The sequence below is a fragment of the Streptomyces uncialis genome (assembly GCF_036250755.1).
Lineage (GTDB): Bacteria > Actinomycetota > Actinomycetes > Streptomycetales > Streptomycetaceae > Streptomyces > Streptomyces uncialis.
The window spans coordinates 994,914-1,020,991 of sequence record NZ_CP109583.1; the positions used below are offsets into that span (position 1 = coordinate 994,914).

Annotated in this window: 18 protein-coding genes and 1 riboswitch; of the genes, 11 read left to right on the forward strand and 7 right to left on the reverse strand. The window is 72.5% G+C overall.

The window, feature by feature from the left end:
- The first annotated feature begins 651 nt into the window (after window positions 1-651).
- Window positions 652-3,666: a prenyltransferase/squalene oxidase repeat-containing protein gene (locus tag OG711_RS03795; protein ID WP_405672680.1), complete on the forward strand. Its 3,015-nt coding sequence runs from the start codon at window positions 652-654 to the stop codon at window positions 3,664-3,666.
- Window positions 3,667-3,716: 50 nt separating this feature from the next.
- Complete coding sequence (locus tag OG711_RS03800; RefSeq protein WP_405672683.1) at window positions 3,717-4,862, forward strand: hypothetical protein; 1,146 nt, start codon at window positions 3,717-3,719, stop codon at window positions 4,860-4,862.
- A gap of 142 nt (window positions 4,863-5,004) precedes the next feature.
- Here the strand turns inward: OG711_RS03800 and OG711_RS03805 are convergent, their stop codons facing one another.
- Window positions 5,005-6,084: a ferric reductase-like transmembrane domain-containing protein gene (locus OG711_RS03805; protein WP_329558383.1), complete on the reverse strand. Its 1,080-nt coding sequence runs from the start codon at window positions 6,082-6,084 to the stop codon at window positions 5,005-5,007.
- Window positions 6,085-6,364: 280 nt separating this feature from the next.
- Here OG711_RS03805 and OG711_RS03810 point away from each other — a divergent pair, with 280 nt between their 5' ends.
- Complete coding sequence (locus tag OG711_RS03810; protein ID WP_329558384.1) at window positions 6,365-7,597, forward strand: SGNH/GDSL hydrolase family protein; 1,233 nt, start codon at window positions 6,365-6,367, stop codon at window positions 7,595-7,597.
- Between the two features lie 64 nt (window positions 7,598-7,661).
- Here OG711_RS03810 and OG711_RS03815 read toward each other — a convergent pair whose 3' ends face one another.
- The 4 genes from OG711_RS03815 to OG711_RS03830 all read right to left on the reverse strand — a co-directional run bounded on the left by OG711_RS03815 (window position 7,662) and on the right by OG711_RS03830 (window position 11,331).
- Window positions 7,662-8,282: a response regulator gene (locus OG711_RS03815; RefSeq protein ID WP_073786403.1), complete on the reverse strand. Its 621-nt coding sequence runs from the start codon at window positions 8,280-8,282 to the stop codon at window positions 7,662-7,664.
- Window positions 8,279-9,532, reverse strand: coding sequence for a sensor histidine kinase (locus OG711_RS03820; RefSeq protein WP_329558385.1), 1,254 nt, complete (start codon window positions 9,530-9,532; stop codon window positions 8,279-8,281). The genes OG711_RS03815 and OG711_RS03820 overlap by 4 nt, the downstream gene beginning before the upstream one ends.
- Window positions 9,533-9,631: 99 nt before the next feature.
- A complete protein-coding gene (locus OG711_RS03825) occupies window positions 9,632-10,396 on the reverse strand; it encodes an ABC transporter permease (RefSeq protein ID WP_073786405.1) in 765 nt (254 codons plus the stop codon).
- The gene (locus OG711_RS03830; RefSeq protein WP_073786407.1) at window positions 10,396-11,331 is read right to left on the reverse strand and encodes an ABC transporter ATP-binding protein; all 936 of its coding nucleotides are present in this window, start codon (window positions 11,329-11,331) and stop codon (window positions 10,396-10,398) included. The genes OG711_RS03825 and OG711_RS03830 overlap by 1 nt, the downstream gene beginning before the upstream one ends.
- Before the next feature lie 639 nt (window positions 11,332-11,970).
- Here OG711_RS03830 and OG711_RS03835 point away from each other — a divergent pair.
- Both OG711_RS03835 and OG711_RS03840 read left to right on the forward strand, forming a co-directional pair.
- Window positions 11,971-13,260: a S28 family serine protease gene (locus OG711_RS03835; RefSeq protein ID WP_329558386.1), complete on the forward strand. Its 1,290-nt coding sequence runs from the start codon at window positions 11,971-11,973 to the stop codon at window positions 13,258-13,260.
- Window positions 13,261-13,822: 562 nt separating this feature from the next.
- The gene (locus OG711_RS03840) at window positions 13,823-15,379 is read left to right on the forward strand and encodes an endonuclease/exonuclease/phosphatase family protein (protein ID WP_329558387.1); all 1,557 of its coding nucleotides are present in this window, start codon (window positions 13,823-13,825) and stop codon (window positions 15,377-15,379) included.
- A 108-nt stretch (window positions 15,380-15,487) separates the two neighbouring features.
- On the opposite strand, the gene OG711_RS03845 is transcribed toward OG711_RS03840, so the two are convergent.
- Window positions 15,488-16,213, reverse strand: a complete 726-nt coding sequence (locus OG711_RS03845; RefSeq protein ID WP_073786413.1) for a ribonuclease H family protein — start codon at window positions 16,211-16,213, stop codon at window positions 15,488-15,490.
- A gap of 448 nt (window positions 16,214-16,661) precedes the next feature.
- Here OG711_RS03845 and OG711_RS03850 point away from each other — a divergent pair, with 448 nt between their 5' ends.
- The 5 genes from OG711_RS03850 (at window position 16,662) to OG711_RS03870 (ending at window position 21,772) form a co-directional block, all read left to right on the forward strand.
- Complete coding sequence (locus tag OG711_RS03850) at window positions 16,662-17,468, forward strand: alpha/beta hydrolase (protein ID WP_329558388.1); 807 nt, start codon at window positions 16,662-16,664, stop codon at window positions 17,466-17,468.
- Between the two features lie 452 nt (window positions 17,469-17,920).
- Window positions 17,921-18,076 carry a hypothetical protein gene (locus tag OG711_RS03855; RefSeq protein WP_329558389.1) on the forward strand — a complete coding sequence of 52 codons (156 nt, stop codon included), beginning with the start codon at window positions 17,921-17,923 and terminating at the stop codon, window positions 18,074-18,076.
- Window positions 18,073-19,287, forward strand: a complete 1,215-nt coding sequence (locus OG711_RS03860; RefSeq protein ID WP_329558390.1) for an energy-coupling factor transporter transmembrane component T — start codon at window positions 18,073-18,075, stop codon at window positions 19,285-19,287. Before OG711_RS03855 ends, OG711_RS03860 begins: the two co-directional genes overlap by 4 nt.
- On the forward strand, window positions 19,284-20,933 hold the full coding sequence (locus OG711_RS03865; RefSeq protein WP_329558391.1) for an ABC transporter ATP-binding protein: 1,650 nt from the start codon (window positions 19,284-19,286) through the stop codon (window positions 20,931-20,933). Before OG711_RS03860 ends, OG711_RS03865 begins: the two co-directional genes overlap by 4 nt.
- Window positions 20,930-21,772 carry an ECF transporter S component gene (locus OG711_RS03870; RefSeq protein ID WP_073786420.1) on the forward strand — a complete coding sequence of 281 codons (843 nt, stop codon included), beginning with the start codon at window positions 20,930-20,932 and terminating at the stop codon, window positions 21,770-21,772. Before OG711_RS03865 ends, OG711_RS03870 begins: the two co-directional genes overlap by 4 nt.
- A gap of 47 nt (window positions 21,773-21,819) precedes the next feature.
- Here the strand turns inward: OG711_RS03870 and metE are convergent, their stop codons facing one another.
- Window positions 21,820-24,144, reverse strand: coding sequence for a 5-methyltetrahydropteroyltriglutamate--homocysteine S-methyltransferase (metE, locus tag OG711_RS03875; RefSeq protein ID WP_073786423.1), 2,325 nt, complete (start codon window positions 24,142-24,144; stop codon window positions 21,820-21,822).
- Between the two features lie 190 nt (window positions 24,145-24,334).
- A riboswitch (cobalamin riboswitch) is annotated at window positions 24,335-24,556 on the reverse strand.
- 281 nt (window positions 24,557-24,837) lie between these two features.
- Between metE and OG711_RS03880 the strand changes: the two genes are divergently transcribed.
- Window positions 24,838-25,962 (forward strand): enoyl-CoA hydratase/isomerase family protein, encoded by a 1,125-nt coding sequence (locus OG711_RS03880; protein ID WP_329563604.1) that lies wholly within the window; start codon window positions 24,838-24,840, stop codon window positions 25,960-25,962.
- The last annotated feature ends 116 nt before the right edge of the window (window positions 25,963-26,078 follow it).

The following is a 26,078-nucleotide window of genomic DNA, read 5'->3' on the forward strand; positions in this document are numbered from 1 at the left end:
CCGGCTCCTGGGGGTGGGGGACGCCGGCCCCGCCGCGTCCGGCCGGGTGCGGGCACGCCGGTGGGACGGGTGGCCGCCGTCCCATCGCGTGATACGGCTTCCTGATCGGTGCACCACCGTGCGGGCATTCGGGCTCGGGACGGCCCCCTGCCGTCCCACACCGCTGCGCGTCAGCCCCGGACTCCCACCGGGTTCCCCCACACGGCGGTCCCGGACGCTACCCGAGGCGGCGGGGGCGCGCCAGCGGTCCCGCCATGGAGGCCGCCGCGGGGAAGGGCCGCGGTCCGGGTCACCTTGACGCTCCGTTCGCAGCCGTGTTCCAATCCGGCTGATACACACTCAAGTTCAGGGGAAGCCGGTCGAACTCCGGCGCTGACCCGCAACCGTAGGCCCGTCGCACCGCGCACGGGCGAGCCGGACTGCCTGGACTTGGCTCTACGCAGCGAGAGGCGCCGTCGCGGACTACGGCGTGGTTCGGAACGGCCTCCCCGGCGCACGCCGCCCAGGAGGGGAGCCGCCTGCCACGCACTGCTCCACACGCACGGCACGACCGACGACATGACCGGACGGACACGTCCGGCGACGTGAGGGGCCGTGGTGGGGACCGGAGACAGATCCGAACGGCGGGCGCGGCCGGGGAAGTTGCCCGCGTTGCTGACCGCGCTGCTGCTGGCGGTGGGTACGGGCGTGGCGTTCGTCACGGTGGCGCCCGCCGCCGCCGATCCGGTGGAGGACTGCACGCCGACGCGAGGCGCGGTCGTCGCCGTCGACTTCGCCCCGTTCGGCGGCGGGGTGGTCCGTGGCTGCGACCTGACCCCGACCACGGGCTACGAACTGCTGCGCGAGGGCGGGTTCACCACCACCGGCACCCAGCACGACGGCCCCGGGTTCCTGTGCCGGATCGGGCACAGGTCGTACGCGTCGGGCACCGAGTACCCGACACCGGACCGTGAGGACTGCGTGCTCACCCCGCAGGCCACCGCCTACTGGTCGTACTGGATCGCCTCACCCGGGCAGAGCCGTTGGCGGTACAGCCCGTTGGGTGCCATGAGCCGTACCCCGAAGGACGGTGACGTGGACGCCTGGGTGTTCGGCGGCACCGATGTCGGCGGTTCCACCGGACGGCCCTCGTTCACCCCGGACGAGGTCCGCGCGGGCGGCGGTGTCACCCCCGGCCCCTCGGTGACACCGTCAGCGACACCATCGGCGTCCCCCTCCCCGACCGGGCCGTCCGGGTCGGTCGATCTGGACGCCGCCGCCGAGTGGGTGCGCGGCAGGCTCACCGACGGTGACCACATCGCCGTCGACGGGAGCGACGCGCCGGACCATATGCTCACCACGGAGGCCGCGTTCGCGCTGGCCGCCGCCGACGGCCCGGGCACCGCGCTCGACAAGGTCACCGCGTTCATGGCGGGCCGTACCGACGCCTACGCCTATCCGGGCGGCGCCGGCGAGGCACCGGACACCAACGCGGCGGCACGGCTCGCGCTCCTGGCGTCGGCGACCGGCGGCGACCCCCGTGACATGGGCGGGCACGACCTGGTGGGCGATCTCGCGAAGCACGTCTGCGACAAGGGACCCGACGACGGCGCGGGACCCGAATGCACCGCCGTGGGCGACTTCCGCTCCGCCGGGTACGCCGACGGGCAGGCCCTCGCGGTCCTCGCCCTGCTGCGCGCCGGGCTCGAACCGCCCGCCGCGAGCGTGTCCCGGCTGGCCGCGCTCCAGTGCGAGGACGGCGGCGTGACCAGCGTCCTGATCCGGCCCGGTGAGAACTGCGACGGCGATCCCGGGACGACGGGCCTGGTCGCGCTGGTCCTGGACCGGGCGGGCGGCCACACCGGCACCGTCGACCGGGCGAAGCGGTACCTGCTCGGCGCACAACTGGCGTCCGGCGCGTTCCCCGGGTACACGGGGTCGACGACCGGCACGGCGTGGACCACCGGCTACGCGGCGCAGGCGCTGCGCGCGCTGGGCGAGACCGGTCCGGCCGACGCGGCCGTGGGCTGGCTCGGCACCCAGCAGTTGCCGGACGGCGGCTTCGCCTTCGAGGAGGGCGGTACGGACGCCGCCGTGTACGCCACGTCCCCCGCGGTTCTCGCGGGCGCCGGAACGAGTCTGCTGACCCTCACCCGTGAGGCACCGCAGCCGACCGGCACGCCGACGGGCCCCACACCCCCCACAAGTCCCCCGCCGTCGCCCACCGGACCGTCGTCCCCCACCCCGACCGGCCCCTCACCCACACCTCCGACGAGCCCGCCCCCGTCGCCCACGGGTCCGTCACCCACGGGTCCGACGACGACACCGCCGCCCAGGCCGCCCGGTACGACCCCCGATCTGCGCAAGGGCGTCGCGTATCTCACCGGCCGGGCGAACCTCGTGGGCGGCCGCTACTACGAGTCGGCCGGCGGCGGTGGCCGGGCGGACTTCGGGCTCACCATCGACGGTGCGTACGCCCTGGCCGCGACCGGTCTCGACAACGACGCGCTGCGCGGGGTCGTGGACTTCCTCGACACCGGCGAGGACGTCACCGGGCGCGCGGTGCACGACTGGACCGGGGTCGGCCGCGGCGCTGTGGTGGGCGGCGCGCTCGGCAAGACCGCGCTGCTGGCCGTGGCCGTGGGACGGGACCCGAGGGACTTCGGCGGCCAGGACCTGGTCGCGGCGCTGAAGGACGCGGTGTGCAAGGCACCGAGCACGGCACCGGACCGTTCGTGCGCGGCCAAGGGCGCCTACACCTACGCCCAGTCGGTGTTCTCGCAGTCCCTCGGTGTGATCGCGCAGATCAGGGCCGGGGACGAGGAAGCGGCCCGGGAGCCGCTCGGGTATCTGCGGGGCCTCCAGCGGGACTCGGGCGCCTGGCCGAGCCTGATCCCCGCGACCGGCGACGCGGACGTGGACTCCACCGCGATGGCCGCGATGGCGGTGGACACCGCGGACGGCGGCGACCCGGATCGCGTCGTCTCCAGGGCGCTGGCCTGGATCGCGGACCAGCAGCTCCCGGACGGGGGTTTCCCCGGGGCGGCCGGGAACTCGGTCAACTCGGCGGCGCTCGCCGTACAGGGGCTGTCACTGGCTCCCGCGACCTACGAGGCCGAGATCACCAAGGCTCTCAAGTTCCTGGCGTCGCAGCAGAACCGGGACGGCGGATTCAACGTCGCCAAGGGCGGTCAGCCCGGTTCCGATCTGCGGGCCTCGACGCAGGCGGTCGGCGGGGCGACCGGGACGCCCTTCGGGGAGCTGACCCGGGATCTCACCGACACGTCCCCGCAGCCCACCCGGCCCGGTCCCGGACCCACGTCGTCACCCGGACCGGACCCCTCGCCCTCCACCCCGGGGATCGTCACCCCGGGCGACCCGGGCGGAGCCACCGGCTCCGGCGGAGCGAACGGCGCGAACGGGAACGGCGGTTCAGGCGGTTCGGGGAACGCGGCCGGGTCCACCGGCGCGACGGGCTCCGGCGGCTCCGGCTCCGGTACGGGCGGTGGTTCGGGAACCGACGGCGGCACGGGCGCCCATGGGGCGGCCGGGGACGGCGGGGCGCTCGCGAGCACCGGCGCCCAGGTGGGGCTGTTCGCCCTGCTCGCCACCGGACTCGTCCTCGCGGGATGGCGGACCGTCGTCGTGGCCAGGCGCCGCACGGCGGCGGACGGAGGAACACGATGAACGGCTGGACGACACGGCGTACCGGGCCGGCGGGACCGAGGGCGGCGGGGGTGCCCGCTCCGACCGGGGCCCGCCGGACGGTACGGGCACTGGCCCGGCTGGGGGGCGCGCTGGCCCTGACGGTCACCGCCCATACGGTCGGCGCCGGTCAGGCGACGGCCGCGCCGAAGCCGATCGGCCACTGCACGACCTCCCAAGGGGTCGTCCTCGCCGTCGACTTCAGCGACTGGGGCGGTCCGGTGTACCGCTCGTGCGGGACCACCCCGACCACGGGGTACGAGCTGCTGAACCAGGGCGGCTGGCGGACCACCGGTACGGGTCATGACGGTCCCGCGTTCATCTGCCGGATCGGGTACAGCGGTCACCAGAGCGGCAAGCAGTTCCCGCCGCCCCGGCAGGAGGACTGCGTCCTCACCCCGCCCGCCTCCGCGTACTGGTCGTACTGGCACGCGGACCCCGGGGAGAACACCTGGGAGTACAGCCAGCTCGGCGCGATGAGCTACCGGCCGAAGCCGGGCAGTGTCGATCTGTGGATCTTCGGCGGCACCGACATCGAGGGCACGCGGGGCCGCCCGACGATCTCCCCCGACCAGCTACGCGCCCACAACGTCCGTCCCACGGGCAGCAGTTCGGGCGGCGGCTCGGGAAGCTCCTCCGGCGGCGGTTCGGGAGGCGGTTCCGGTGGCTCGGGCGGCTCCCGTGGCGGTTCCGGCTCCAGCGGCGGTTCGGTGGGGAGTCCGGGCGGCGGCTCCGGTGGGGGCGCGCCCGCGCCGGAGCGGACCGGCGGCGGAACGTCCGGCGCCCGGAACGGCGGACAGCCGACCGCGCGGGACGACGGGCCAGGGCAGCCGCGGCGTACGGACGGTACGGAGCGCGGGCGGGAGGCGCAGCCGCGGCCGTCGCGGACCACGAAGCCGCCGAAGTCCCCCCGGTCGGGGTCCCCGTCGGCCGGCCGTCCGGCGAAGCCGAGCCCTACGGCGAGCCCGACCGTGGGCGGCTCACCATCCGCGACCGGTTCGAGCGGTTCGGCCGGCGCTGTGGCCGCCCCGGCGACCAGCAACGAGGTCGTCGACGCGCCGATCGCCAAGGCCGCCCGGCACGACAACGGATCGGTGCTTCCGGTGGTCGTGACCGTGGTCCTGGTCGTACTGATCGGCGCGGCGGCGATCATCGCGAAACGGCGCCGCGCCGGATAGCGGCGGATGGTGGGCAGCGATACGGTTCGCCGCCCACCGCCATCCCTGAGCACCCGTCCCGGACGGGCTGTCCGTCCGGGTCGGGTGGTCAGCCGTGGTCGGGCGGTCAGCCGTGGTCGGGTGGTCAGTCGTGGTCGGGTGGTCAGTCGTGGTCGGTGTGGCTGGACGTGGTGTCGGCGGGGGGTTCTGCACGGCCTCCGTCGCGGCCGGTGATCAGTACGGCCAGCAGTACGCCGAGGACGGCGACCGCGGCGATCCGTACGGTCAGCCGCAGTGTCCAGACGGTACGGGACCCGGCGGCGCGGGCCGCGGCGAGGCGCTCCGAGCGCCGGGCGGGGCTCAGCATCCGGATCAGGAACAGCGCGGCGATGGGGAGTTGGAGCAGCCAGACGGTGGTGCGGAACCAGCCGTCGTACCAGACGTTGGTGCCGTACAGCAGGGTGTGCCAGACGCTCAGCACATAGATGACGAGGATGCACCGGTGCAGGACGCGCCAGGTCTTCGGGCCGACGCGGTGGCGGACGTAGAAGAGCAGCCCGAGCGGGATCGCGAGATAGAGGGCGGCCTGGCCGACGGGGATGGCCACGGCGCCGGTACCGGAGTCGTAGCCGCCGGGGACGAAGGTCTCCACGAAGGCCGTCCAGGTGCGGCCGTACCAGCTGTCGGTGTCGTGCCGGATCAGCTCGGCGGCGAAGAACAGCGCGTGGGCGGCGATCAGGGCGATCGTGTTGAGGCTGGTGGTGCGGTGCAGCCGTTCGAGACGGGGACCGGTGAGCGGCAGCCATCGGGGCCGGGGTCCGGACATGAGGAGTCCGAGCACGACGGTGCCCCAGGCCCACAGCAGCGCGGACCAGCCGAACGCCTGGCTGACGAAGTACAGCCAGAAGGCGCCCGCGTCGGCCATGAACGGCATGACGGTGAGGGTGGACGAGGTCTTCGCCCTGATCCGGAGGTAGATGACGACGAAGACCACGGCGGTGATGGCGAGGGCGACCAGCCCGTCGTAGAGGCTCGCGCGCAGGTCGGAGCGGAGGGTGATCCGGGGCGGCCCGGTACGGCGCGGGGCGGTTCCCGGACCGCCGGGTCCGCCCGGGGCGGACACGGCGCCCGGGGCGGAGGAGGGCTGGGCGGGCGACGGGACCGTGGGGGGCGGTCCTGTCCGGGTGCCGGGGCCTGGGGTGGGTTCCTGGCCTGGCACGGCGGGGTCGGTGGGGGGCTGCATGGCGGGCGGCTCCGCTGCGTTCGGGTGGGACCCCCGCCGGGGGGCGGGGCATGACCTGAAGGTCGTCGGACGGGGGGCCCGGACGGTTCCCGGCACCCCGAGTGACACGAGTCACACCACTTTGCGTAGCGATGTGTCACCGGTACCGGGAGCCTCTTCCCGGCGGCCCCCTGGGGGCGGAACGGACCATCCGTGGCGGGACGACCCCCTCGCGGGCAGGACAGCCCTCGCGGAGGATCATGGCACCCGGACCATCGACACCCTCGGCAGGGAAGTGACCATGAGCGACCAGCCCGAAGGCATCCCCCACGACCGCGGCGCTGCCGACGGCGTGGCCCGGATCACCGTTCCCCTGGCATCGGAACTCATCCGCGGCGCGCTCGAACTGGAGCGGACCGCCCAAGGAGTGCTGCCGCACCGGCTCCCCGCGCGGGCCCGCGCCCAGTGCTCCGACGGACAGCTGGCGATGGCGGAGGCCCAGCCGTCAGGGGTCCGGCTCGTGTTCCGTACCCGGGCCACCACGGTCGAACTGGACACGCTGCCCACGAAGACGCGCTACGTGGGTGCCCCGCCGCGACCCGACGGTGTGTACGACCTGCTCGTCGACGGGCAGCTGACCGATCAGGGCAGTGCGACCGGGGGCAACGCCTTCATCGTGGACATGCTCAAGGGCACCACCGAGTCCAGGTCCGGACCGGTCGGCACGCTCCGGTTCACGGGCCTGCCCGACCGGGTCAAGGAGGTCGAGATCTGGCTCCCGCACAACGAGGTCACCCAGCTGGTCGCCCTGCGCGCCGACGCTCCCGTCGAGGCGGTGCCGTGGGAGGGCCGCCGGGTCTGGCTGCACCACGGCAGTTCGATCAGCCAGGGGTCCGACGCAGCGAGTCCGTCCACGACCTGGCCGGCGCTGGCCGCGTCGCTCGGTGGCGCGGAGCTGGTCAACCTCGGTCTGGGCGGCGGCGCCCTGCTCGATCCGTTCACCGCCCGCGCCCTGCGGGACACCCCCGCGGATCTGATCAGCGTCAAGATCGGCATCAACCTCGTCAACACCGATCTGATGCGTCTGCGTGCCTTCGTCCCGGCGGTGCACGGTTTCCTCGACACCGTCCGCGAAGGGCATCCGACCGCGCCCCTGCTGGTCGTCTCGCCCCTGCTCTGCCCCATCCACGAGGACACTCCCGGCCCCAGCGTCCCGGACTTCGGCGATCTCGGCGCGGGCAGGCTGCGGTTCCGTGCCGAGGGCGACCCGGCGGAGCGCGCCGAAGGGAAGCTGACGCTCGCCGTCGTCCGGGAGCAGCTCGCCGGTCTGGTGGAGCGGCGGGCCGTCGACGACCCGCATCTGCACTACCTCGACGGCCGCGAGCTCTACGGCACGGCGGACTTCGACGAACTCCCGCTGCCCGACCAGCTCCACCCGGACGCCGCCACGCACCGCCGCGTCGGGGAACGCTTCGCCGCGCTCGCCTTCGGCCCCGGCAAACCCTTCGCCGCCGGACGTACCCGGGCGTCCTGACCCGGGGTGGCCGGTCGCGTCCCCTCCGGATGGCCGCGTGGATCCGGTCCCCCGGCGAAGGGCGTCATGTGAGCAGGCGACGGCGGTAGCCCTCGGCCACCGCCGCGGCTCGATCACGAACGCCGAGTTTGCCGTAGATATGTTGCAGATGGGTCTTGATGCTCGCTTCGCCGATGAACAACGCGGTAGCGGCCTCCCGGTTCGAGTTGCCGTTCGCGACCAGTTGCAGCACCTGCTTCTCCCGATCGGTCAGTGTGCCGGCGCCGGGCCTGCGCACCTGCCCCATGAGGTGCTGCGTCACCGACGGCGCGAGCACCGACTCCCCGCGCGCGGCAGCGCGGACAGCGCGCATCAGTTCGTCCGGCAGGGCATCCTTCAGGAGATATCCGATCGCGCCCGCCTCGATCGCGGGCAGTACGTCGCTCTCGCTGTCGAAGGTGGTCAGGATCAGCACCCGGACGCTCGGGAGCAGGTCGCGCAGGGCCGCGGTCGCGGCGACGCCGTCCATCCTGGGCATCCGCAGGTCCATGAGCACGACATCCGCCGCCAGCAGCTTCGCACGTTCGACGCCCTCGGCGCCGTCCCCGGCCTCACCGACCACCACGATGTCCTCGGCGTCCGCGAAGGTGTCGCGAAGACCGCCCCGCACGATCGGATGGTCGTCGACAACCACGAGTCGGATCATCGGTCGTCCTCCCCCTTCGCTCTCGTGCCCCCGGGGGCGATCGCCGGAACGCGTGCGCTGACGGATGTCCCTTCACCCGGTGCGCTCTGCACCTCGATGTGACCGCCGACCCCTCTGACGCGCTGGCGCATGCTCGTCAGGCCGAAGCCGGTGCCGACCCCTTCCGTGAACCCGCGTCCATCATCCCGCACGTCCAACAGCACCTCGGTGCCCGTGTACGACAGCGTGACACCGACGCGCGAGGCCCCCGCGTGCTTCGCCACGTTGGTCAGCGACTCCTGCGCGACCCGGAAGAGCGACACCTCGATCGCCGGGCTCAGGGGCTCCCGGGTCCCGGTGACCTCCATCCGCGCGCTGATCCCCTGCTCCCGCGACCAGCGCCCGGTCAAGGTGCGCAGCGCGTCGGGGAGGTGCGCCCGCCCGAGTTCCTGGGGAGCGAGCGCCCGCACGGACCGTCTGGCCTCGGTCAGACTGCCGCGCGCGAGCCGAAGGGCACGCGCGACGTGCTCGTCCGTCTCGCCCCGCGTGCTCGCGGAACGCTCCGCCGCCTGGAGCTGGGTGATGATGCCGGCGAGTCCCTGGGCCAGCGTGTCGTGGATCTCGCCGGCCAGTCGCTGCCGTTCGTCCTGCGCACCGGATTCACGGGCCTGGGCGACCAGTTGCGCATGGAGCCCTGCGTTCTCGTGCAGTGCCGCCTCAAGCCGCTCGACGAGTTCCTCCCGCTTGCGCTCCTCGGGTTCGCTGCGCGCCGTCAGCAGGATGCCCACCCCGATCGCCGCGGTCTGCACGGCGACGATCAGGAGGAATTCCGCGAGCGTGTCCGGAGTCGGGTCGGCCCACACGCGCATAGCCGAGCCGTTGAGGGCCACGGAGGTGGCCAGGACTCCGAGCACCCCCAGCGGCCACGGCCTGAGCAGGTACGCGTGGAAGAAGCCCGCGATGGTGAAGACGAGAAAGATGTCGGAGTACGTCATGAGGGTGACGCACAGCGCCAGCAGCCCGAGGAAGAAGATGCCCGCCGGCACGGGCCGGAGCGCCTTTTTCCTGAGGGGCAGCGTATGACCGAACAGCACCCACAGCACCGAGACCGCGACCAGCCCGAGGACGGACGCGCCCCCGGGCCGGAAGCGTTCACCGGAGGCCGGAAGCACCCATGAGAAGTAGACCGCCGTCGAGATCGTCAGCAGCAGCCACGGTGTGATCAGTTGCAGAAGGTCCCAGACCCGTAGCTGCTCCTTCTTCCAGGCCAACCGGGAGCGGTTCGCGCTCCGCGCCTCTTCCGCGACGGCGGATTCGTGCGTCCCGGAACTCGGGCGCTCAGCGGCCCCGGCATCCCGCGTCATCGGCATCTACTCCCAGCGGAAGAACTTGGCGGCGATCGCGCTCGCGGTCACCGCGATACCCGCCATGACGGCGATCTGCAACCAGAAGGGCTGCCCACCGGCGGTGGCGGTGACCTCGCCCGCCTCGGCGGACCACGCCGCGGTGAGGGCCTGGAGGCCGGGCGGTATGAATTCGCCGATCTCGCGCAGCACGTCGGGCATGAGGACACGGGGCAGAAAGGCTCCGCCGAAGAACATCAGCGCGACGAACAGGAGGGTACCGATCTGGTTCGCGGCACTGCTCGTGCGGGCCACGGCAGCGGAGATCATGCCGATCCCGAGAAGTGTCGCATAGCCGACGACGAAGGCGACGGCGAACTCCAGGGGCCGCTCGGGCGGCGCGATGTCCAGCACCGCCCACGCGAAGAAGATCATGAGTGCCGCGGAGACGACCACGGAGGCGAACGCGACGATCATCTGCGCGAGCAGGACACTCCGCGGATGCGCGGGAGTGGTCGACAGCCTGCGCAGGATGCCGCGCTCCCGATACGTCGCGATCACCGCCGGAATGTGCTGCACGGCGATCATCACCATCCCGAACACCAGCGCGGTCGGCGCCCAGATGTCGATGGACCGGAGCCCGCCGGTTTCCGGCGACGGCTCCCTGAGCGCCGGGACGGCACCCAGCCCGAGCAGGAGTCCCGTCGGGAACAGCACACCGAACATGACGGTGGCGGAGTCCCGGAGGAGAAGTTTCGTCTCGATCTTGACCATCTTCGGAAGGGCACGCATCAGTCGACCGTCCTGTCGGAGGGTTCCGGGGTCTGCGGGGCGCGTCCCGTGAAGGCCACGAACGCGTCGTCGAGGTTGCGCTGGTCGACGCGGAGTTCCTCCGCCACGACCTGCGCCCTGGCGAGAGCCCCCGCGACGCTGCTCAGCAGCTGTCCCCTGCCGGTGACCAGCCAGCGGTCGTCGGTGATCTCGACACCGGTCACGTCGGGAAGCCCGGTCAGGACACTCCTGTCCAGCGGTTGACTCACCCGGAACCGGACCTGCTGCTCCGCGCTCGACCGCGCGATCAGCCCCGCGGGCGTATCCACCGCGGCGACCCGGCCACCGTCGATGACGGCGATCCGGTCGCTGAGGCGCTCCGCCTCGTCCATGAAGTGCGTGACGAGGAGGATCGTGACGCCCGTGTCACGGACCTGCTCGACAAGGGTCCAGGTGTCGCGCCTCGCCTGCGGGTCCAGTCCCGTCGTGAGCTCGTCGAGAATCGCGACCTTCGGATTGCCGACCAGGGCGAGCGCGATCGAAAGCCGCTGCTTCTGCCCGCCGGAGAGAGCCTTGTACCGCGTGTCGCGCTTCTCGGTGAGACCAAGGAGCTCCAGGAGCTCACGCCGGTCGGCGGGGTCCCGGTAGAAGGAGCTGTAGAGCTCAAGGGCTTCGGCGACCTTGATCGCGTCCGGGAAGCCGCTCTCCTGCGGTTGCACGCCGAGCCGCTCACGCACCTCCGCCCGGTCCTTGACCGGGTCGAGTCCCAGCACGGAGACCGAGCCCGAGTCGGGCGTCCGCAGCCCGGCGACACACTCGACGGTTGTCGTCTTGCCGGCGCCGTTGGGCCCGATGATGCCGAAGATCTCCCCCTCCTCGACGGTGAAGGAGACATCATCGACGGCGATGTGCCGTCCGTAACGCTTGTGCAGATTTCGCACTTCCAATGCGGTCATACCGCGAAGTTACGGGCGCACCGCGCCCCGCCACATCGACCGTGGCGTCTCAGCTCCGGTTGATTCGCGACTCCACCGTTCGGTGGATGCACAGCACCTGCGGAGCGCCCGAAGCCCTGTCGGGTGGCGCGCTGACTGTTTCCGCGGCACGCGGTCGGCCCAGGAAGACGGAGGGCGCCTCGCCCCTCCCCCGCCTCGCCCCTCCCCCACCGAGCGACCCGTAGGCAACCGCCGCACCCCGTCCGCGAAGAACTCCATTACCGGCGCCGTCCGCTGTTTCTCCCGGGAATCGCCCCTCGGCCCGGCGCCGAACCGGATACCCGCACACACCAGGGACGGGACACCGGTTTGCGGCAAGGCGCGGATACCGGTACGCGGCGGGGCGCGGTCCGCCTTCACCCCTTTCCGGGGAACGTAGCCACATATACGCGCACACTCAACAGCAAGGCACCCGAGTCGGATTCCGTACACCATGGGCGGCGATTCATCGGTGGCCGGATCGGAACCACTCACGGAATTCCATGGGGATTGCCCGACATGGTGATCATGGGCATGTGCAACTACGTTCTCCGGTGAAGACTGCATTCCTCACAAGGAGAGTAAATGCGCCACACAGTCAGATGGTTACTGTCATTGGCGATGCTTTTCGGCATCGTGGGTGTTTCCGGCTCCCCGGCCACCGCACTTCCCGACAATCCCATCCCGGACATCAACGCCCGCCTCGCCGCGCTTCCCGGGGTGGTCTCCTCCCGGGAGATCACCAACAGCGAGCACCCCGACCAACGCGCCTACGAGGTCCGGTTCGAACAGCTCAAGGACCACCAGAACCCCGCGGCCGGCACCTTCCAGCAGCTGGTCGTCATCCACCACAGGGACGACCGGCTGCCGACGCTGCTCACTCCCACGCAGCACGGCCTGTCGACACCCACGGGCATCAACTTCCCCAAGAACGACGTATGGGTGGAGCAGCGTTTCTTCGGCACCTCGCAGCCGAGCCCGAAGGACCTGACGAAGCTGGACGCCCGGCAGGCGGCGACCGATCTGCACCGGGTGACGGTCGCGCTGAAGGGGATCTACGGCCAGAAGTGGCTGTCCTCCGGTATGGGGGTGACCGGCCAGATCGCGACCTATCACCGCCGTTTCTTCCCGGCGGACGTGCAAGGGACGTATGTCCTGGGCGCGCGCAACGACGTACGGAACGACGACGATTCGGCGTACGACGCGTTCTTCGCCCAGGTGGGCACTCCCGAGTGCCGGGCCCGTATCGCGGCCTTCCAGCGCGAGGCCCTGCTCCGCCGGGACGAACTGGTGGAGCTCTACCGTCAGCAGGCCCAGCTGGACGGGCTGACCTTCGAGCTGATCGGCTCGGTGGACCGCGCCTTCGAGCTCTCGATCACGGACTACATGTGGAAGTTCTGGGAGCTCAAGTCCGAGCGGCTGTGCCGGACCGTGCCGCTTCCCTCGGCCACCACGGCCGCTATCTGGTCCGAACTCCGCTGGACCACCACGAGCTATATCCGGAGCGACCAGCATCTGCGCTGGGACGAGCAGAATCTCTATCTGGCCGGAACCCAGACCGGCTGGCCCACGGTCAGCACTCCGCATTTGGACGACCTGCTGCGTTATCCGGGCATCAACAATCCGCGCACCTTCGTCGACCGCGGCATTCCGCTGCCGTTCGACAACGGGGCGATGGCCGACATCGACAGGTGGGTGCGTGAGGAATCCTCCGAGATGATCTACATCTACGGGAAGACCGACCCGGTGAGCGCCGAGGGCTTCCGGGTCGACGGTGGCAGCCGCGACTCGAAGGTCTATGTCGGGACCAAGGGCGGGCTCGCCTTCCTGACCCCGGCGGAGCAGCAGGAGATCACCGCAAAGCTGAAGCGGTGGGCCGGGGTGGCGGACCAGCCGCCCGCGACCGGCTGAGACAGCACCGGACCCCCGCGAGCCCCGCCCCGCGTTTCGGGACCGGAGCCGCGTGAGCCCCGCCCCGCGTTCAGGACCGGTGACCCGCGTGAGCCTGCCCTGCGTCAAGGACCGGACCTCGTGAACCCTGCCCGTACCCGGTCCTGAACGCGTGACCCGCGCCCGCCGCGCGCTTCCAGCCCGGCGGGCGCGGCGCCTTTCCCGCGGCGGCGTCCTGCGGGTTCCCCGCGGCGGCATTCCCGCGGACTCCCCCGGCCCCTTCCCGCACGGTCGGATCAGCGGCCCGGGCCGTGGCGGCATTCCGCCAGCCTCGTCCCGGCATTTCGGACCTGCCGGGCGCCGCACGGGTGAGGGGCGGTACCGATCCGGCCACCCGAGATCACCGTGTCCGCGCTCCGGCCCGAACGACCCTCTTCCCCTGGCGGCGGATCACCCCACGGCCACGCGCTTCACGCCGCCGGGCAGGCCGGCGGTGACGCCTGAAGGGAAGATCAACAACGGTGCCGAGCTGCCATAGAGTGCCCCTGCTCAATGATCACATGTCCATACAGGGAGGGATTGAATGCACCGTTTCCTCAGATCACTCGCGGCTCTTTGCGCCGCGATGGTCGGGTTCCAGATGTTCCTGGCTCCACCGGCGAGCGCCACGGAGGTGTCGGAGGACGCCGCGGCCATCGCGAAGTCGGCCGGGCAGAAGTGGGCCCTGAAGTCGCTGGCGAACGGCATGTATGTGTCGGTGGGCCTCAACGACGCCGGCGCCCAGGAGTGGCGGATGCGGGCCATGACCGGCACAGCGCCCGGCTCATGGGAGCGCTTCACCCTGCACACGAACCACGCGGCCAAGACGGTCGGTTTCCGGTCCGAGATCACCGGATTCTTCGCCACGGCCGAGTTCTCGGACCCCGGCGACCAGAAGGGGAAGCTCCGGGCCAGGGGTGTCCGGCTCGGGCACTGGCAGCAGTTCACCCCCGGTTACACCGCCGAGGCGCCGCCCGCGGGATCGCCCGCCGGGTCGGTCGTCCTGACCCTGCGGGCCAGCGAGAAGGCCGCGGACGACCCGACCGCCACTCCGGAGCAGCGTGCGCTGAAGTACGTCTCCGCCAATGCGGACCCCGGCGGCGACGGTCTGCTGCGGGCCCGCGCCGACTCGGCCGGTTCCTGGGAGAAGTTCGTGCTGGAGCCGGTGGTCGGCGCGATCAGCGCCGATCCGCCGACGGCGGGTGCCGCTCCGGCCTCCGGTCTCGACGTGATGTCCTGGAACATGTGCGCGAACAACAAGAACTGCACGAAGTGGAGCGGCGGCCTCGCCGGTTACGAGGAGCTGAACACCGAGCTGAAGGGCCGGCTGGCGAACTCGGCGAGCGGCCATCTGCCCGACGTCGTCTTTCTCCAGGAGTTCTGCGAGAAGCACGCCAAGCGGGTCGAGCTGATGCTGGAGCAGCCGGTGACCCAGGGCGGGACCGGAGTCCAGTGGGACGTCCGGTTCGCTCCCCTCCATCACCGGACGAACGGCCCGCTGATCCAGAAGCAGTGCCAGATCACCGACACCGGCGGCAATACGGTGGCCGACCGCGGCTCCTACGGGGTCGCGATCGCCGTCCCCGAGGAGAACGTCTGGTACGAGCGGCACGATCTGCCCTCCCCCGACGGGAAGGAACAGCGTACGGCGATCTGCGCGGCCGTCCCGTCCCGCGCCGTCATGGCGTGCAACGCGCACTTCAGTTCCGGTGGGGGCGACAACTCCGACGACCAGTCGGGGGCGGCGCGCACGAAGCAGGCCGCTGCGCTGCTGGGCATCGTCGGGCAGTACGAGCAGAAGGGGTACCGGGTGGTCTTCGGCGGTGACCTCAACTCCGTACCGACGGACTCCATGTCCTCGGACACCCCCAAGGACATCCTCACCCAGACCTATACCCGGTACCGCGAGTGCGACGAGGGGTACTGGGCGGCGCGGCCGTTCGACGGGCGGGCGACGAAGCCGTTCGACACCCGGTCCATCAAGATCGACTACATCTTCGCCCCGGACAGCGCGCCGATCGACGCGTGCATGGTCACTCCGGACGCCGGGAAGTCGGACCACTACCCGATCCACGGCCGGGTGAATCTGCCCGCCACCTGACGGGCCGGGGTTCCCGTACGGCGTGGGCCGCGCGGTACGGGAACCCGGGAACCCCGGTCCTTGGGGCGGGCCACGGCTGAGCCGGGCGCCGCCTTCGAGTCGCCCGGTTCAGCGGTCCCCGGCGCCCTGTTCCGTCGCCGGACAGCCCGGGTGGCCCCAGCCCTTGCCGAGCTTCGTGATCTTGCTTCCGGCCGGGTATCCGGTCCCGCAGGGGCATCGCCCTGCGAACTTGGCCGTGATGGTCGGGGCGCCGCCCGTGGAACCGCTGCCGCGCTTGCGCTGGGCGGGGGCCTTGCGCTTGGCGCGGGGCGGCGCACCGGCCCGTTCCGGTGCGGGGACCGGCAGCTCGTGGTGGCCGAGCGCGGTCCCGGCGGGTTCCTGGGTTCCGGCCGCGTCGCTCGCGGCCTGGTCGGCGATGGCGTTCAGAGGATCGCCGTCCTGCTGGTGCGCGGGGACGTACACGAGTTCCACGTCCCGGCCGCTCAGCAGGGTGTCGATCCGCTCCACGAGCTCACGGTTGGCGACCGGGCCGCCGCCCGAGGTCCGCCAGCCGTTGCGCTTCCAGCCGGGCAGCCACTGGGTGACCGCCTTCATGGCGTACTGGGAGTCCATCCGGACCTCCAGCGGGGTGCCGGGAGGGGTGGCCTCCAGAAGGCGTTCCAGGGCGGTGAGCTCGGCGACGTTGTTCGTGGCGGTACCGAGCGGCCCGGACTCCCAGCGCTGCGGGCGCCCTTGCTCATCGGCGGCCACCCAGGCCCATCCGGCTCTGCCCGGGTTCCCCTTCGACGATCCGTCTGCGGCGGCGATGATGCGGTCGTTCATGGCCCCGATCATGCCAGGTACGGAACGTACGGCGTCCCGGGCGCCGGCCGGGTACGCAGGGTCGCCGCCCGCCCACGCCCGCGCCGGCCTGCGTACCCGCGCGACCCGCCCTGCTGGTACCCACGCCACCCGCCCTCCCGGTGCCCGCACCCGACTCACCGCCGTACCCACGCGAGCCGCTCCGCCGATACCCGTGCCGCACCGCCCGCCCGGCGCCCGCGTGGCAGTGGCGGGGGCCGGGGGCAGCCGGGCGGCACCCGGTGCGGCCGGTCCGGCTCGCCGGGGCGGGCATCATGGACGTCGGACCGGACCCGCCGCTGATCAGCGGCAGCGGGCTACGTGTGCTGGAGGAGCAGATGGCCGACCACCCCGGGTATGCCGGGCCCACCGCCCGTAGCGGCGGTTCCGTACCCCGGTCACCGCGCGGACCCGCCGCTCCGGGACACCGGGGGACGGTCCGATGAGCGCGGCGGCGGAGCCGGACCGTGTGAACCCCGGGGGCGACGGCCCGGCGGACGGCGACGAGGCGAGCGGCGACGTGGATGCCCGTGGCGGGGCGGGTGCGTTGGTGATCCGACGGGCACCGACGGAACCCCGGGCCGCCGTCCTCCTTCTGCACGGCGGCCGGGAGGACGCGCTGGAGCCACCACCCCTGATGAACCTTCCCGCCGTGCGCATGCGGCCGTTCGCTTCGGATCTCGTCCGCGCGACCTCCCAGGAGCGGGTCCTGATCGGCCGGGTGCGCTATCGGCACCGCGGCTGGAACGGCCCCCGCGAGGACGCCGTCCACGACGCGCGGCGCGCGCTGCGGGCGCTGCTGGACGCGGCGGGACCGGTTCCCGTGGTGCTGATGGGTCACTCCATGGGAGCCCGCGCCGCCCTGCGGGTGGCGGGCGACGATCCGCAGGTGCGCGGGGTGGTGGCGCTGGCCCCTTGGTGCCCGCCGGGCGAGGCCGTCGGGCAGCTCCGCGACCGGATGGTGGCCGCCCTGCACGACCCGGCGGACCGGGTGACCCAGGCCGGGCGGACCTGGGAACATCTGACGCGCGCGAGCGCGGCGGGCGCCCGGACCCTGGGTATCCGGATGCCCGGAGGGGGTCACGCGATGCTGCGTGACGCCCGCACCTGGCAGCGGATCGCCACCTCGCTCACCCTGGGAATGCTCGGCCTGGCCCCGCTACCGGACCCCCTGGCACGCCAGGACCACTCGGGCGCAACCTATATGACAGCCAGTCAGGTTCTTGCGGAGACCGACGGCAGGCCCTGACCCTCCCGGCCGGAGACGCGCGGAGGGCCGCTCCGAGGCGGGCCGATGCCTACCGCGTCGCGCCGGGCGGAGCGTGACGTGAGCGGTACCGACCGTCCTCGGCGACCGCCGCACGGCAGCGAGCCGGGTCACCTTGACGCTGTCTTCGTCCGCGTGTTCCAATCCGGCTGATAAGCAGTCAACTTCAGGGAAAGCCGGTCGAAGTCCGGCGCTGACCCGCAACCGTAGGCCCGGCGGCAGCCGGGTGAGCCGGAATGCCTGAGGTGGCAGATTCCAGCGAGAAGCGCCGTCGCGGACTACGGCGTGGTCGACCGGCGTTCCCCTGCGGCACACCCAGGGAGCCGCCCTCCGCCACGTCCTGCCGCTCGGGGAAGCGACGAGGGGCCGGGGTGGAGACGGACAGACGGACACGACGGAAACGGCGGACGGGTCCCGCCGTACGAAGCGCGGCGGTGTCCCCTGCCGACGGTACGACCGCCAGCCCGGTCCGCACCGCCCCCGCCCGTACCACCCGGGTCCGGGACGCCCGGGTCCGTACCGCCCATGTCGGCACCGCCCGTACGGCGCTCGCCACGGCCGGACCCCGCCGCGGCGAGCGGGACCGATGACCTCACCCTCCGGCCCCGCACCCGACGCACGTACCCCCGGTGCCCGAAAGCCCGCCGCTCGTAGGCTCGTTGGGGAACCGGACCCGGGCGGGCGCCGGTTGCCCCGTACCCTGCACCCGGTGGCCTGGTGGATCTGGGCCCTCGCGCTCGCCACCGCCGTCAGCCGCACCAACAATCCGCTGCTGCTGTTCCTCGTACTCGCGGTGCTCGGGTACGTGATCACCGCGCGGCGCACCGAGGCGCCGTGGGCCCGCGGCTTCAAGTACTACCTCTACCTCGCGCTGATCGTCGTCGCGATCAGGGTGGTGTTCCGCGCGGTGTTCGCGACCGGCATCACGCCCGACGACCACTTCCTGTTCTCCCTGCCCCGCATCCCGACCCCCGACTGGTACGCCGGGATCGAGATCGGCGGCCCCGTCTCCCTGGAAGCGCTGCTGTCCGCCGCCACCGACGGACTGCGCATCGCCTGCATGCTGTGCTGCATCGGCGCGGCCAACACCCTCGCCAACCCCAAACGCGCGCTGCGCGTGCTGCCCGGGGCCCTGTACGAACTCGGGGTCGCCGTCACCGTGTCGCTCAGTGTCGCCCCGCAGCTCGTGCAGAGCGTGCAGCGTGTGCACCGGGCCAAACGGTTGCGCGCGGGCCGCGCCAAGGGCCTGGGCGCGCTGCGCGGCATCGTCGTCCCGGTGCTGGAGGACGCGCTGGAACGCTCGCTGCGGCTGGCCGCGGCGATGGATTCCCGCGGCTACGGCCGGGCCGGTACGGCCACCCGGGCGTCCCGGCGGATCACCGGAGGGCTGATGCTGGCGGGTATGTGCGGTCTGTGCGCCGGTGCGTACGGGCTGCTCGACGCGACCGCGCCCCGGGTGCTCGGGCTGCCCGCGATGGCGGCGGGGGCGCTGCTGTGCGTCGCCGGTCTGCGGACGGGCGGGCGGCGGGTCACCCGGACGACCTACCGTCCGGACCCGTGGCGGTTCGCGGAGTGGGCGGTGGCCGGGTGCGGTGTGCTGTCGGCCGTCGTCCTGTTCGGCGGCGCCGGGTTCGACGCCGCCGCGCTGAACCCGTCGATCTATCCGCTGAGCTGGCCCACGCTGCCGCTCGTCCCGGCGGCCGCGATCCTGCTCGCGGGGGCCGCCGGATTCCTGTCGCCGCCGCCGAGGGCACCCGTTCCGCCGTCCGTCCCGTCCCCGCGCAGCGAGGCAGTCACGTGATCACCTTCGACGAGGTCAGTGTCCATTACGAGGACATGGCGGAGCCCGTGCTGCGCGATGTCGGTCTGACGGTGGACGAGGGTGAGCTGTGTCTGGTCGTCGGGCACACCGGGGTCGGCAAGTCGACGCTGCTCGGCGCCGTCAACGGCCTGGTGCCGCACTTCACCGGCGGCACCCTGTACGGGCGGGTCACGGTCGACGGCCGTGACACCGCGGACCATCCGCCGCGTGAACTCGCCGATGTGGTGGGCGTGGTGGGCCAGGACCCGCTGGACGGTTTCGTGACCGACACCGTCGAGGAGGAACTGGCCTACGCGATGGAGCAGTTGGCCGTACCGCCCGCCACCATGCGCAAGCGCGTGGAGGAGACCCTGGATCTGCTGGGGCTGGCCGATCTGCGGCATCGCGCCCTGTACGAGCTCTCGGGCGGCCAGCAGCAGCGCGTCGCCATCGGTTCCGTCCTCACCGCGCATCCCCGTGTCCTCGTCCTGGACGAACCCACCTCGGCGCTGGACCCGTCGGCGGCGGAGGAGGTGCTTTCGGCGGTCACCCGGCTCGTGCATGACCTCGGGGTGACCGTGCTGATCGCGGAGCACCGTCTCGAACGCGTCATCCAGTACGCGGACCGGGTCATCCATCTCCCGGGCGGGGGCCGGGTGGTGGCCGGGCGGCCCGACGAGGTGTTCCGTACGTCGTCCATCGCGCCGCCGATCGTGGAGCTGGGGCGGACCGCCGGGTGGGATCCGCTGCCGCTGTCCATCCGGGACGCCCGCCGCAAGGCCGCTCCGCTGCGGACCCGGCTCGCCGACGCTCCCCCGCCGCCCGCCCGGCCGGGCGTCCCGGCCGTGGGCCCGCCGCTGCTGACGGCGCGCGGTATCACCGTGAGCTACGACCGGGTACCCGCCGTCCGGGAGGTCGGCCTCGAACTCCACGGCGGCCGGGTCACCGCCCTGATGGGCCGCAACGGTTCCGGGAAGTCCTCCCTGCTGTGGGCGCTCCAGGGTTCCGGGCCACGGTCGGGCGGGACGGTACGGGTCACGGCGGCCGACGGCGGGAAGGGGGGCGATCCCCGCGATCTGTCCCCGGCCGACGCGCGCCGGCTGGTGGGGCTGGTTCCGCAGACGCCGACCGATCTGCTGTATCTGGAGAGCGTCGAGCAGGAACTCGCCCAGGCCGACCGGGAGTCCTTCACCCTGGGGAAGGATGTCCACGCGCGGGCCGTCCTCGACCGGCTCGCCCCGGGGATCGACGGCGCCACCCATCCGAGGGATCTGTCCGAGGGGCAGAAGCTGGCCCTGGTCCTGGCGATCCAGCTCACCGCGGCCCCCCGGGTGGTGCTGCTGGACGAGCCGACGCGCGGACTCGACTACCGGGCCAAGACCGAGCTGATCCGTGTCGTCGACGCTCTCGCGGCCGAGGGGCGGGCAGTGGTGATCTCCACGCACGACGTGGAGTTCGTCGCCCGCGCCGCCGACCGGGTCGTGGTGATGGCCGAGGGCGACATCGTGGCGGACGGTCCGACCGCCGATGTCATCGTGGCCTCGCCCGTCTTCGCCCCGCAGGTCGCGAAGATCCTCGCGCCGCTCCCCTATCTCACGGTCGCGCAGGTGGCCGCGGCCCTCCCCGACGACGAGGCGGACTCATGACGCTGCCCGCCCGCACGACGGCGATCCGTATCGGCCCGCGCGCCGCGGTCGTCGTCGCCATGGCGGCCTTCCTCGGGGTGGTCGCCTTCTTCTGGCCGTTCCTCGTCGCCCCCGGCAGGTTCGCCTCGCACTACGCGCCGCCGCTGATCTTCGGGGTGCTGCTCGTCCTCGTGCTGTGCGTGGTGATCTCGGAGATCGCCGAGGGCGGGATCAGTTCCAAGGCCCTCGCCATGCTCGGGGTGCTCTCCGCGGTCAACGCGGCGCTGCGTCCGCTCGGCGCGGGGACCGCGGGCGTCGAGACCGTGTTCTTCGTGCTCGTCCTGGCGGGGCGCGTGTTCGGTCCCGGGTTCGGCTTCACCCTGGGCTGCACCTCGCTGTTCGCGTCGGCCCTGATCACCGGGGGTGTCGGTCCGTGGATGCCATACCAGATGTTCGGCTGCGCGTTCGTGGGGATGCTCGCCGGGTTCCTTCCCCGGGCCACCGGCCGCCGGGAGGTGCTGCTGCTCGCCGGGTACGGTTCGCTGTCCGGCTATCTCTTCGGGTTCCTGCTGAATCTGTCGTTCTGGCCGTTCTCCCTGGACCCGGGCAGCTCGATCGCCTATCTTCCCGGGCTGCCCTTCACCGAGCAGTGGCAGCGTTACATCGCCTTCGACATCGCCACGTCCCTGGGCTGGGACACCGGCCGCGCGGTCACCAACTTCGTGTGCGTCGTCCTCGCGGGACCCGCCGTGCTGACCGTCTTCCGGCGGGCCGCGCGCAAGGCCCGTTTCCAGGCCCCGGTCCGCTTCGCCGCCCGCCACGGCGACGGGGACGCCGGGCCACCGTCCCTGACGAAGTAGCCCCGGAGCGCGGGGGCCGGGTGCCCGGCCCCCCCGCTCCGGTGCGGTCAGGCGTCCCCGGCCGTCAGACCTGAGCGGACCTCACGGGCGGCGGTGACCAGGTTCTCCAGCGAGGCGCGGGTCTCGGGCCAGCCGCGGGTCTTCAGCCCGCAGTCGGGGTTGACCCAGAGCCGTTCGGCCGGGATGGCCTCAAGTCCCTTGCGCAGCAGACCGGCCGCCTCCTCGGCGCTGGGCACGCGCGGGGAGTGGATGTCGTAGACGCCGGGTCCCGCCTCGCGCGGGTAGCCGTGCTCGGCGAGTTCGGTGGCGACCTGCATATGGGAGCGGGCGGCCTCCAGACTGATGACGTCGGCGTCGAGATCGTCGATGGCCTGGACGATGTCGCCGAACTCGGCGTAGCACATATGGGTGTGGATCTGGGTGTCCGGACGTACGCCGCTGGTGGTGAGACGGAACGACTCGGTGGCCCATTCGAGGTAGCCGGCGTGGTCGGCGGCGCGCAGCGGGAGGGTCTCGCGCAGCGCGGGTTCGTCCACCTGGATGACGGAGGTCCCGGCGGCTTCCAGGTCGTCGACCTCGTCGCGCAGGGCGAGGGCGACCTGGCGGGCGGTGTCACCGAGGGGCTGGTCGTCGCGGACGAAGGACCAGGCGAGCATGGTGACCGGCCCGGTGAGCATGCCCTTGACGGGCCGTTCGGTGAGCGACTGGGCGTACGAGGTCCAGCGGACGGTCATCGGCTCGGGGCGGGAGATGTCCCCGGCGAGGACGGGCGGCCGGACGTAGCGGGTGCCGTACGACTGGACCCAGCCGTGCTGGGTGGCCAGGTAGCCGGTGAGCTGTTCGGCGAAGTACTGCACCATGTCGTTGCGTTCGGGTTCGCCGTGGACGAGGACGTCGATGCCCGCCTTCTCCTGGAAGGCGAGGACGTCGCGGATCTCGTCCTTGATGCGCTCCTCGTACCCGGCGGTGTCGATACGCCCGGCGCGCAGATCGGCGCGGGCGGCGCGCAGTTCGTCCGTCTGGGGGAACGATCCGATGGTGGTGGTCGGCAGCAGGGGCAGCCGCAGGTGCGCGCGCTGGGCGACGGTCCGTTCGGCGTAGGGCTGGGAGCGGCGTCCGTCGGCGTCGGTGACGGCGGCGGTACGGGCGCGTACGGCGGGGTCGTGGGTGAGCGCGGACCCGGCGCGGGACGCCAGGTCGGCGCGGTTGGAGGCGAGTTCGGCGGTGATCGCCTCGGTGCCCTGGGCCAGTCCCTTGGCGAGGGTGACGATCTCGGTGGTCTTCTGCTGGGCGAAGGCGAGCCAGCGGGCGATCTGCGGGTCGATGTCGCGTTCGGCGTCGGCGTCGAGCGGGACGTGCAGCAGCGAGCAGGAGGCGGCCACGTCGACCCGGTCGGCGAGGCCGAGCAGGGTGCCGAGGGTGGCGAGCGACTTCTCGTAGTCGTTGATCCAGATGTTGCGGCCGTTGACCACGCCCGCGACCAGTCGCTTGCCGCGCAGTCCGCCGACGGCGGCGAGGTCCTCCAGATTGCCCGCGGCGCGCTCGGTGAAGTCGAGGGCGAGGCCGTCGACGGGTGCCTTCGCCAGGACGGGCAGGGCCTCGCCCAGCCGGTCGAAGTAGGAGGCGACGAGCAGCTTGGGCCGGTCGGTGAGCGCGCCGAGGTCACGGTAGGCGCGGGCGGCGGAGTTCAGTTCGGCGGGGGTGCGGTCCTGGGCGAGGGCGGGTTCGTCGAGCTGTACCCATCCGGCTCCGGCGGCCCGCAGATCGCCGAGGATCTCGGCGTAGACGGGGAGCAGCCGGTCCAGCAGGGTCAGCGGCTCGAAGTCGGCGGGCACCCCGGGGGCGGGCTTGGCCAGCAGGAGGTAGGTGACCGGGCCGACGAGGACCGGCCGGGGGTCGAGACCGAGTGCGAGGGCTTCCTTCAGCTCGGCGACCTGCTTGGCGGGGTCGGCGCCGAAGACGGTGTCGGGGCCGAGTTCGGGGACCAGGTAGTGGTAGTTGGTGTCGAACCACTTGGTCATCTCCAGCGGCGCGACGTCCTGGGTGCCGCGTGCCATGGCGAAGTAGCCGTCGAGCGTGTCGGCGGCGACGGCCGCGCGGTGCCGGGCGGGGACGGCGCCGACCATGACACTGGTGTCCAGCATGTGGTCGTAGTACGAGAAGTCGCCGGTGGGCACCTCGTGGATGCCGGCGTCGGCCAGTCGGCGCCAGTTGGTCCGGCGCAGACCGGCGGCGGTCTCCCGGAGGGCGTCGGCGGTGACGCGGCCCTTCCAGTAGCCCTCGACGGCCTTCTTCAGTTCCCGGTTCGGTCCCTGGCGGGGGTAGCCGTACACGGTGGCCTGTGCTGCCGCGGCTGCGGACTTCGGTGTCACGGAACTCTCCTTCGCGAGATGTCTCCTGAACATCCCGGCGACGGGGCGGGAGCGCGAAGGGGGTGACAGACCGGACGGAACCCGTGCCCGCGCGCGAGGCGCGGCCGTCCGCCGGTATGTGCCGCCCGGACGATTGTCCGGGGTTCCTCCGACCCGCCCACGAGGTCACCGGGATCGCCGCGCACGAGGGGTCGTGCGCGGACAGCGGGCAGGTCTTCGGACTCGCGGGCACGTACGCCGGTCTCCCGGCGGACTCCTACTGGCCGTCGCTTCCCAGACCCGGCCGGGCCCAGTGCGTATGACGGCGGTCGTTCCCGCTCACCGCTGCGGGGCAGTCCCGGATTCCCACCGGGTTCCCTCTTGCGACGCCTCTGTCTGGCGGACAGGGCGAACCAGCTGCACCGGCCAGCCTAGAGGGGTCGCCCCGCTTCGGACAGTGGTGTTCACATACCGGACCGTGACATGAGACACGGAGGGAGCAGGGTTGACGCCGTCCGGCACCGACGGGGCACGCCTTCCCGTGGACGTCCGAGCGGGTACGGGGACCTGGGCGGATACGACGTGTCCGGGCGGGTAGGGCATCGTGGGACCGGTCCGCGCGTCTGCGGGCCCCCGTCAGATCCTGGAAGGAACGGAAGAGATCATGCGCCTCATGTGCCTCGTCGTGGCCGGGTCCCGGACCGGGGCCGTCCGGTGACCGGGGGCGAGGACACCGTCCTGACCCGGGTCGAGGGCCGTTGCGGCATCATCACCCTGAACCGCCCCCGGGCCCTCAACTCCCTCACCCACGCGATGGTCCGCCGGATCGCCGCCGCGCTCGACTCCTGGGAGCACGACCTGGCGGTCCGCACGGTGGTGATCACCGGGGCCGGTGAGCGCGGACTCTGCGCCGGTGGCGACATCCGCGCCATCCACGAGGACGCCCGCGCGGGCGGCACCGCGTCGGCGGCCTTCTGGCGCGACGAGTACCGGCTCAACGCCCGGATCGCCCGCTACCCCAAGCCGTATGTGGCGCTCATGGACGGCATCGTGATGGGCGGCGGGGTCGGTGTCTCGGCGCACGGCGATGTCCGGATCGTCACCGAGCGGTCCCGGGTCGCGATGCCGGAAACGGCGATCGGCTTCGTACCGGATGTCGGAGGGACGTATCTGCTGGCCCGGGCGCCCGACCGGCTCGGTGTCCAACTGGCCCTGACGGGGCAGGCGGTGGGGGCGGCGGACGCCCTACTGTGCGGGCTCGCGGACCACTTCGTCCCGTCCGGCCGGCTGCCGGACCTCCTCGCGGCGCTGACCGGGGCCGAGGTGTCCGAGGTGCTTCCCGGGTTCGCCGGTGAGGCGCCCTCCGGGGAACTGGACGCCTGCCGGGAGTGGTCCGGGCACTGCTACGCGGCGGACACGGTGGAGGAGATCGTGCGGCGGCTGCTCGGCAGCGGCGCACCGGCCGCGAAGGAGGCCGCGGAGGTGATCCTCACCAGGTCGCCCACGGCGCTGAAGGTCACGCTGGCGGCCCTGCGCCGCGTACCGGGGCTCGGGCCGCTGGAGGCGGTGCTGGCACAGGAGTACCGGGTGTCCTGCGCCGCCCTGTCCGCACCCGACCTGCTGGAGGGCATCCGTGCCCAGGTGATCGACAAGGACCGCTCCCCCCGGTGGACCCCGCCCTCTCTCGACCAGGTGACGGACGCCGATGTGGCCCGGCACTTCGCCCCGCTCGGCGACCAGGAACTCGTCCTGGCCCCCGGTCCCGGTCCGGGCCCCACCTCCGTTCCCGGTTCCGGCGCGGGCTCCGGCTCCGGCTCCGGTCGGGAGGCGCACAGCTGAGCGTGACGGCGGCCTACGGCCCGGCCGACGGGTGCTGGACGGGCCGGGCCGGGGTGCCGAGCGGGCGTCAGACCGGCGTGGGTGTCGTGACGGACGGGGATGTCGTGCCGGGCGGA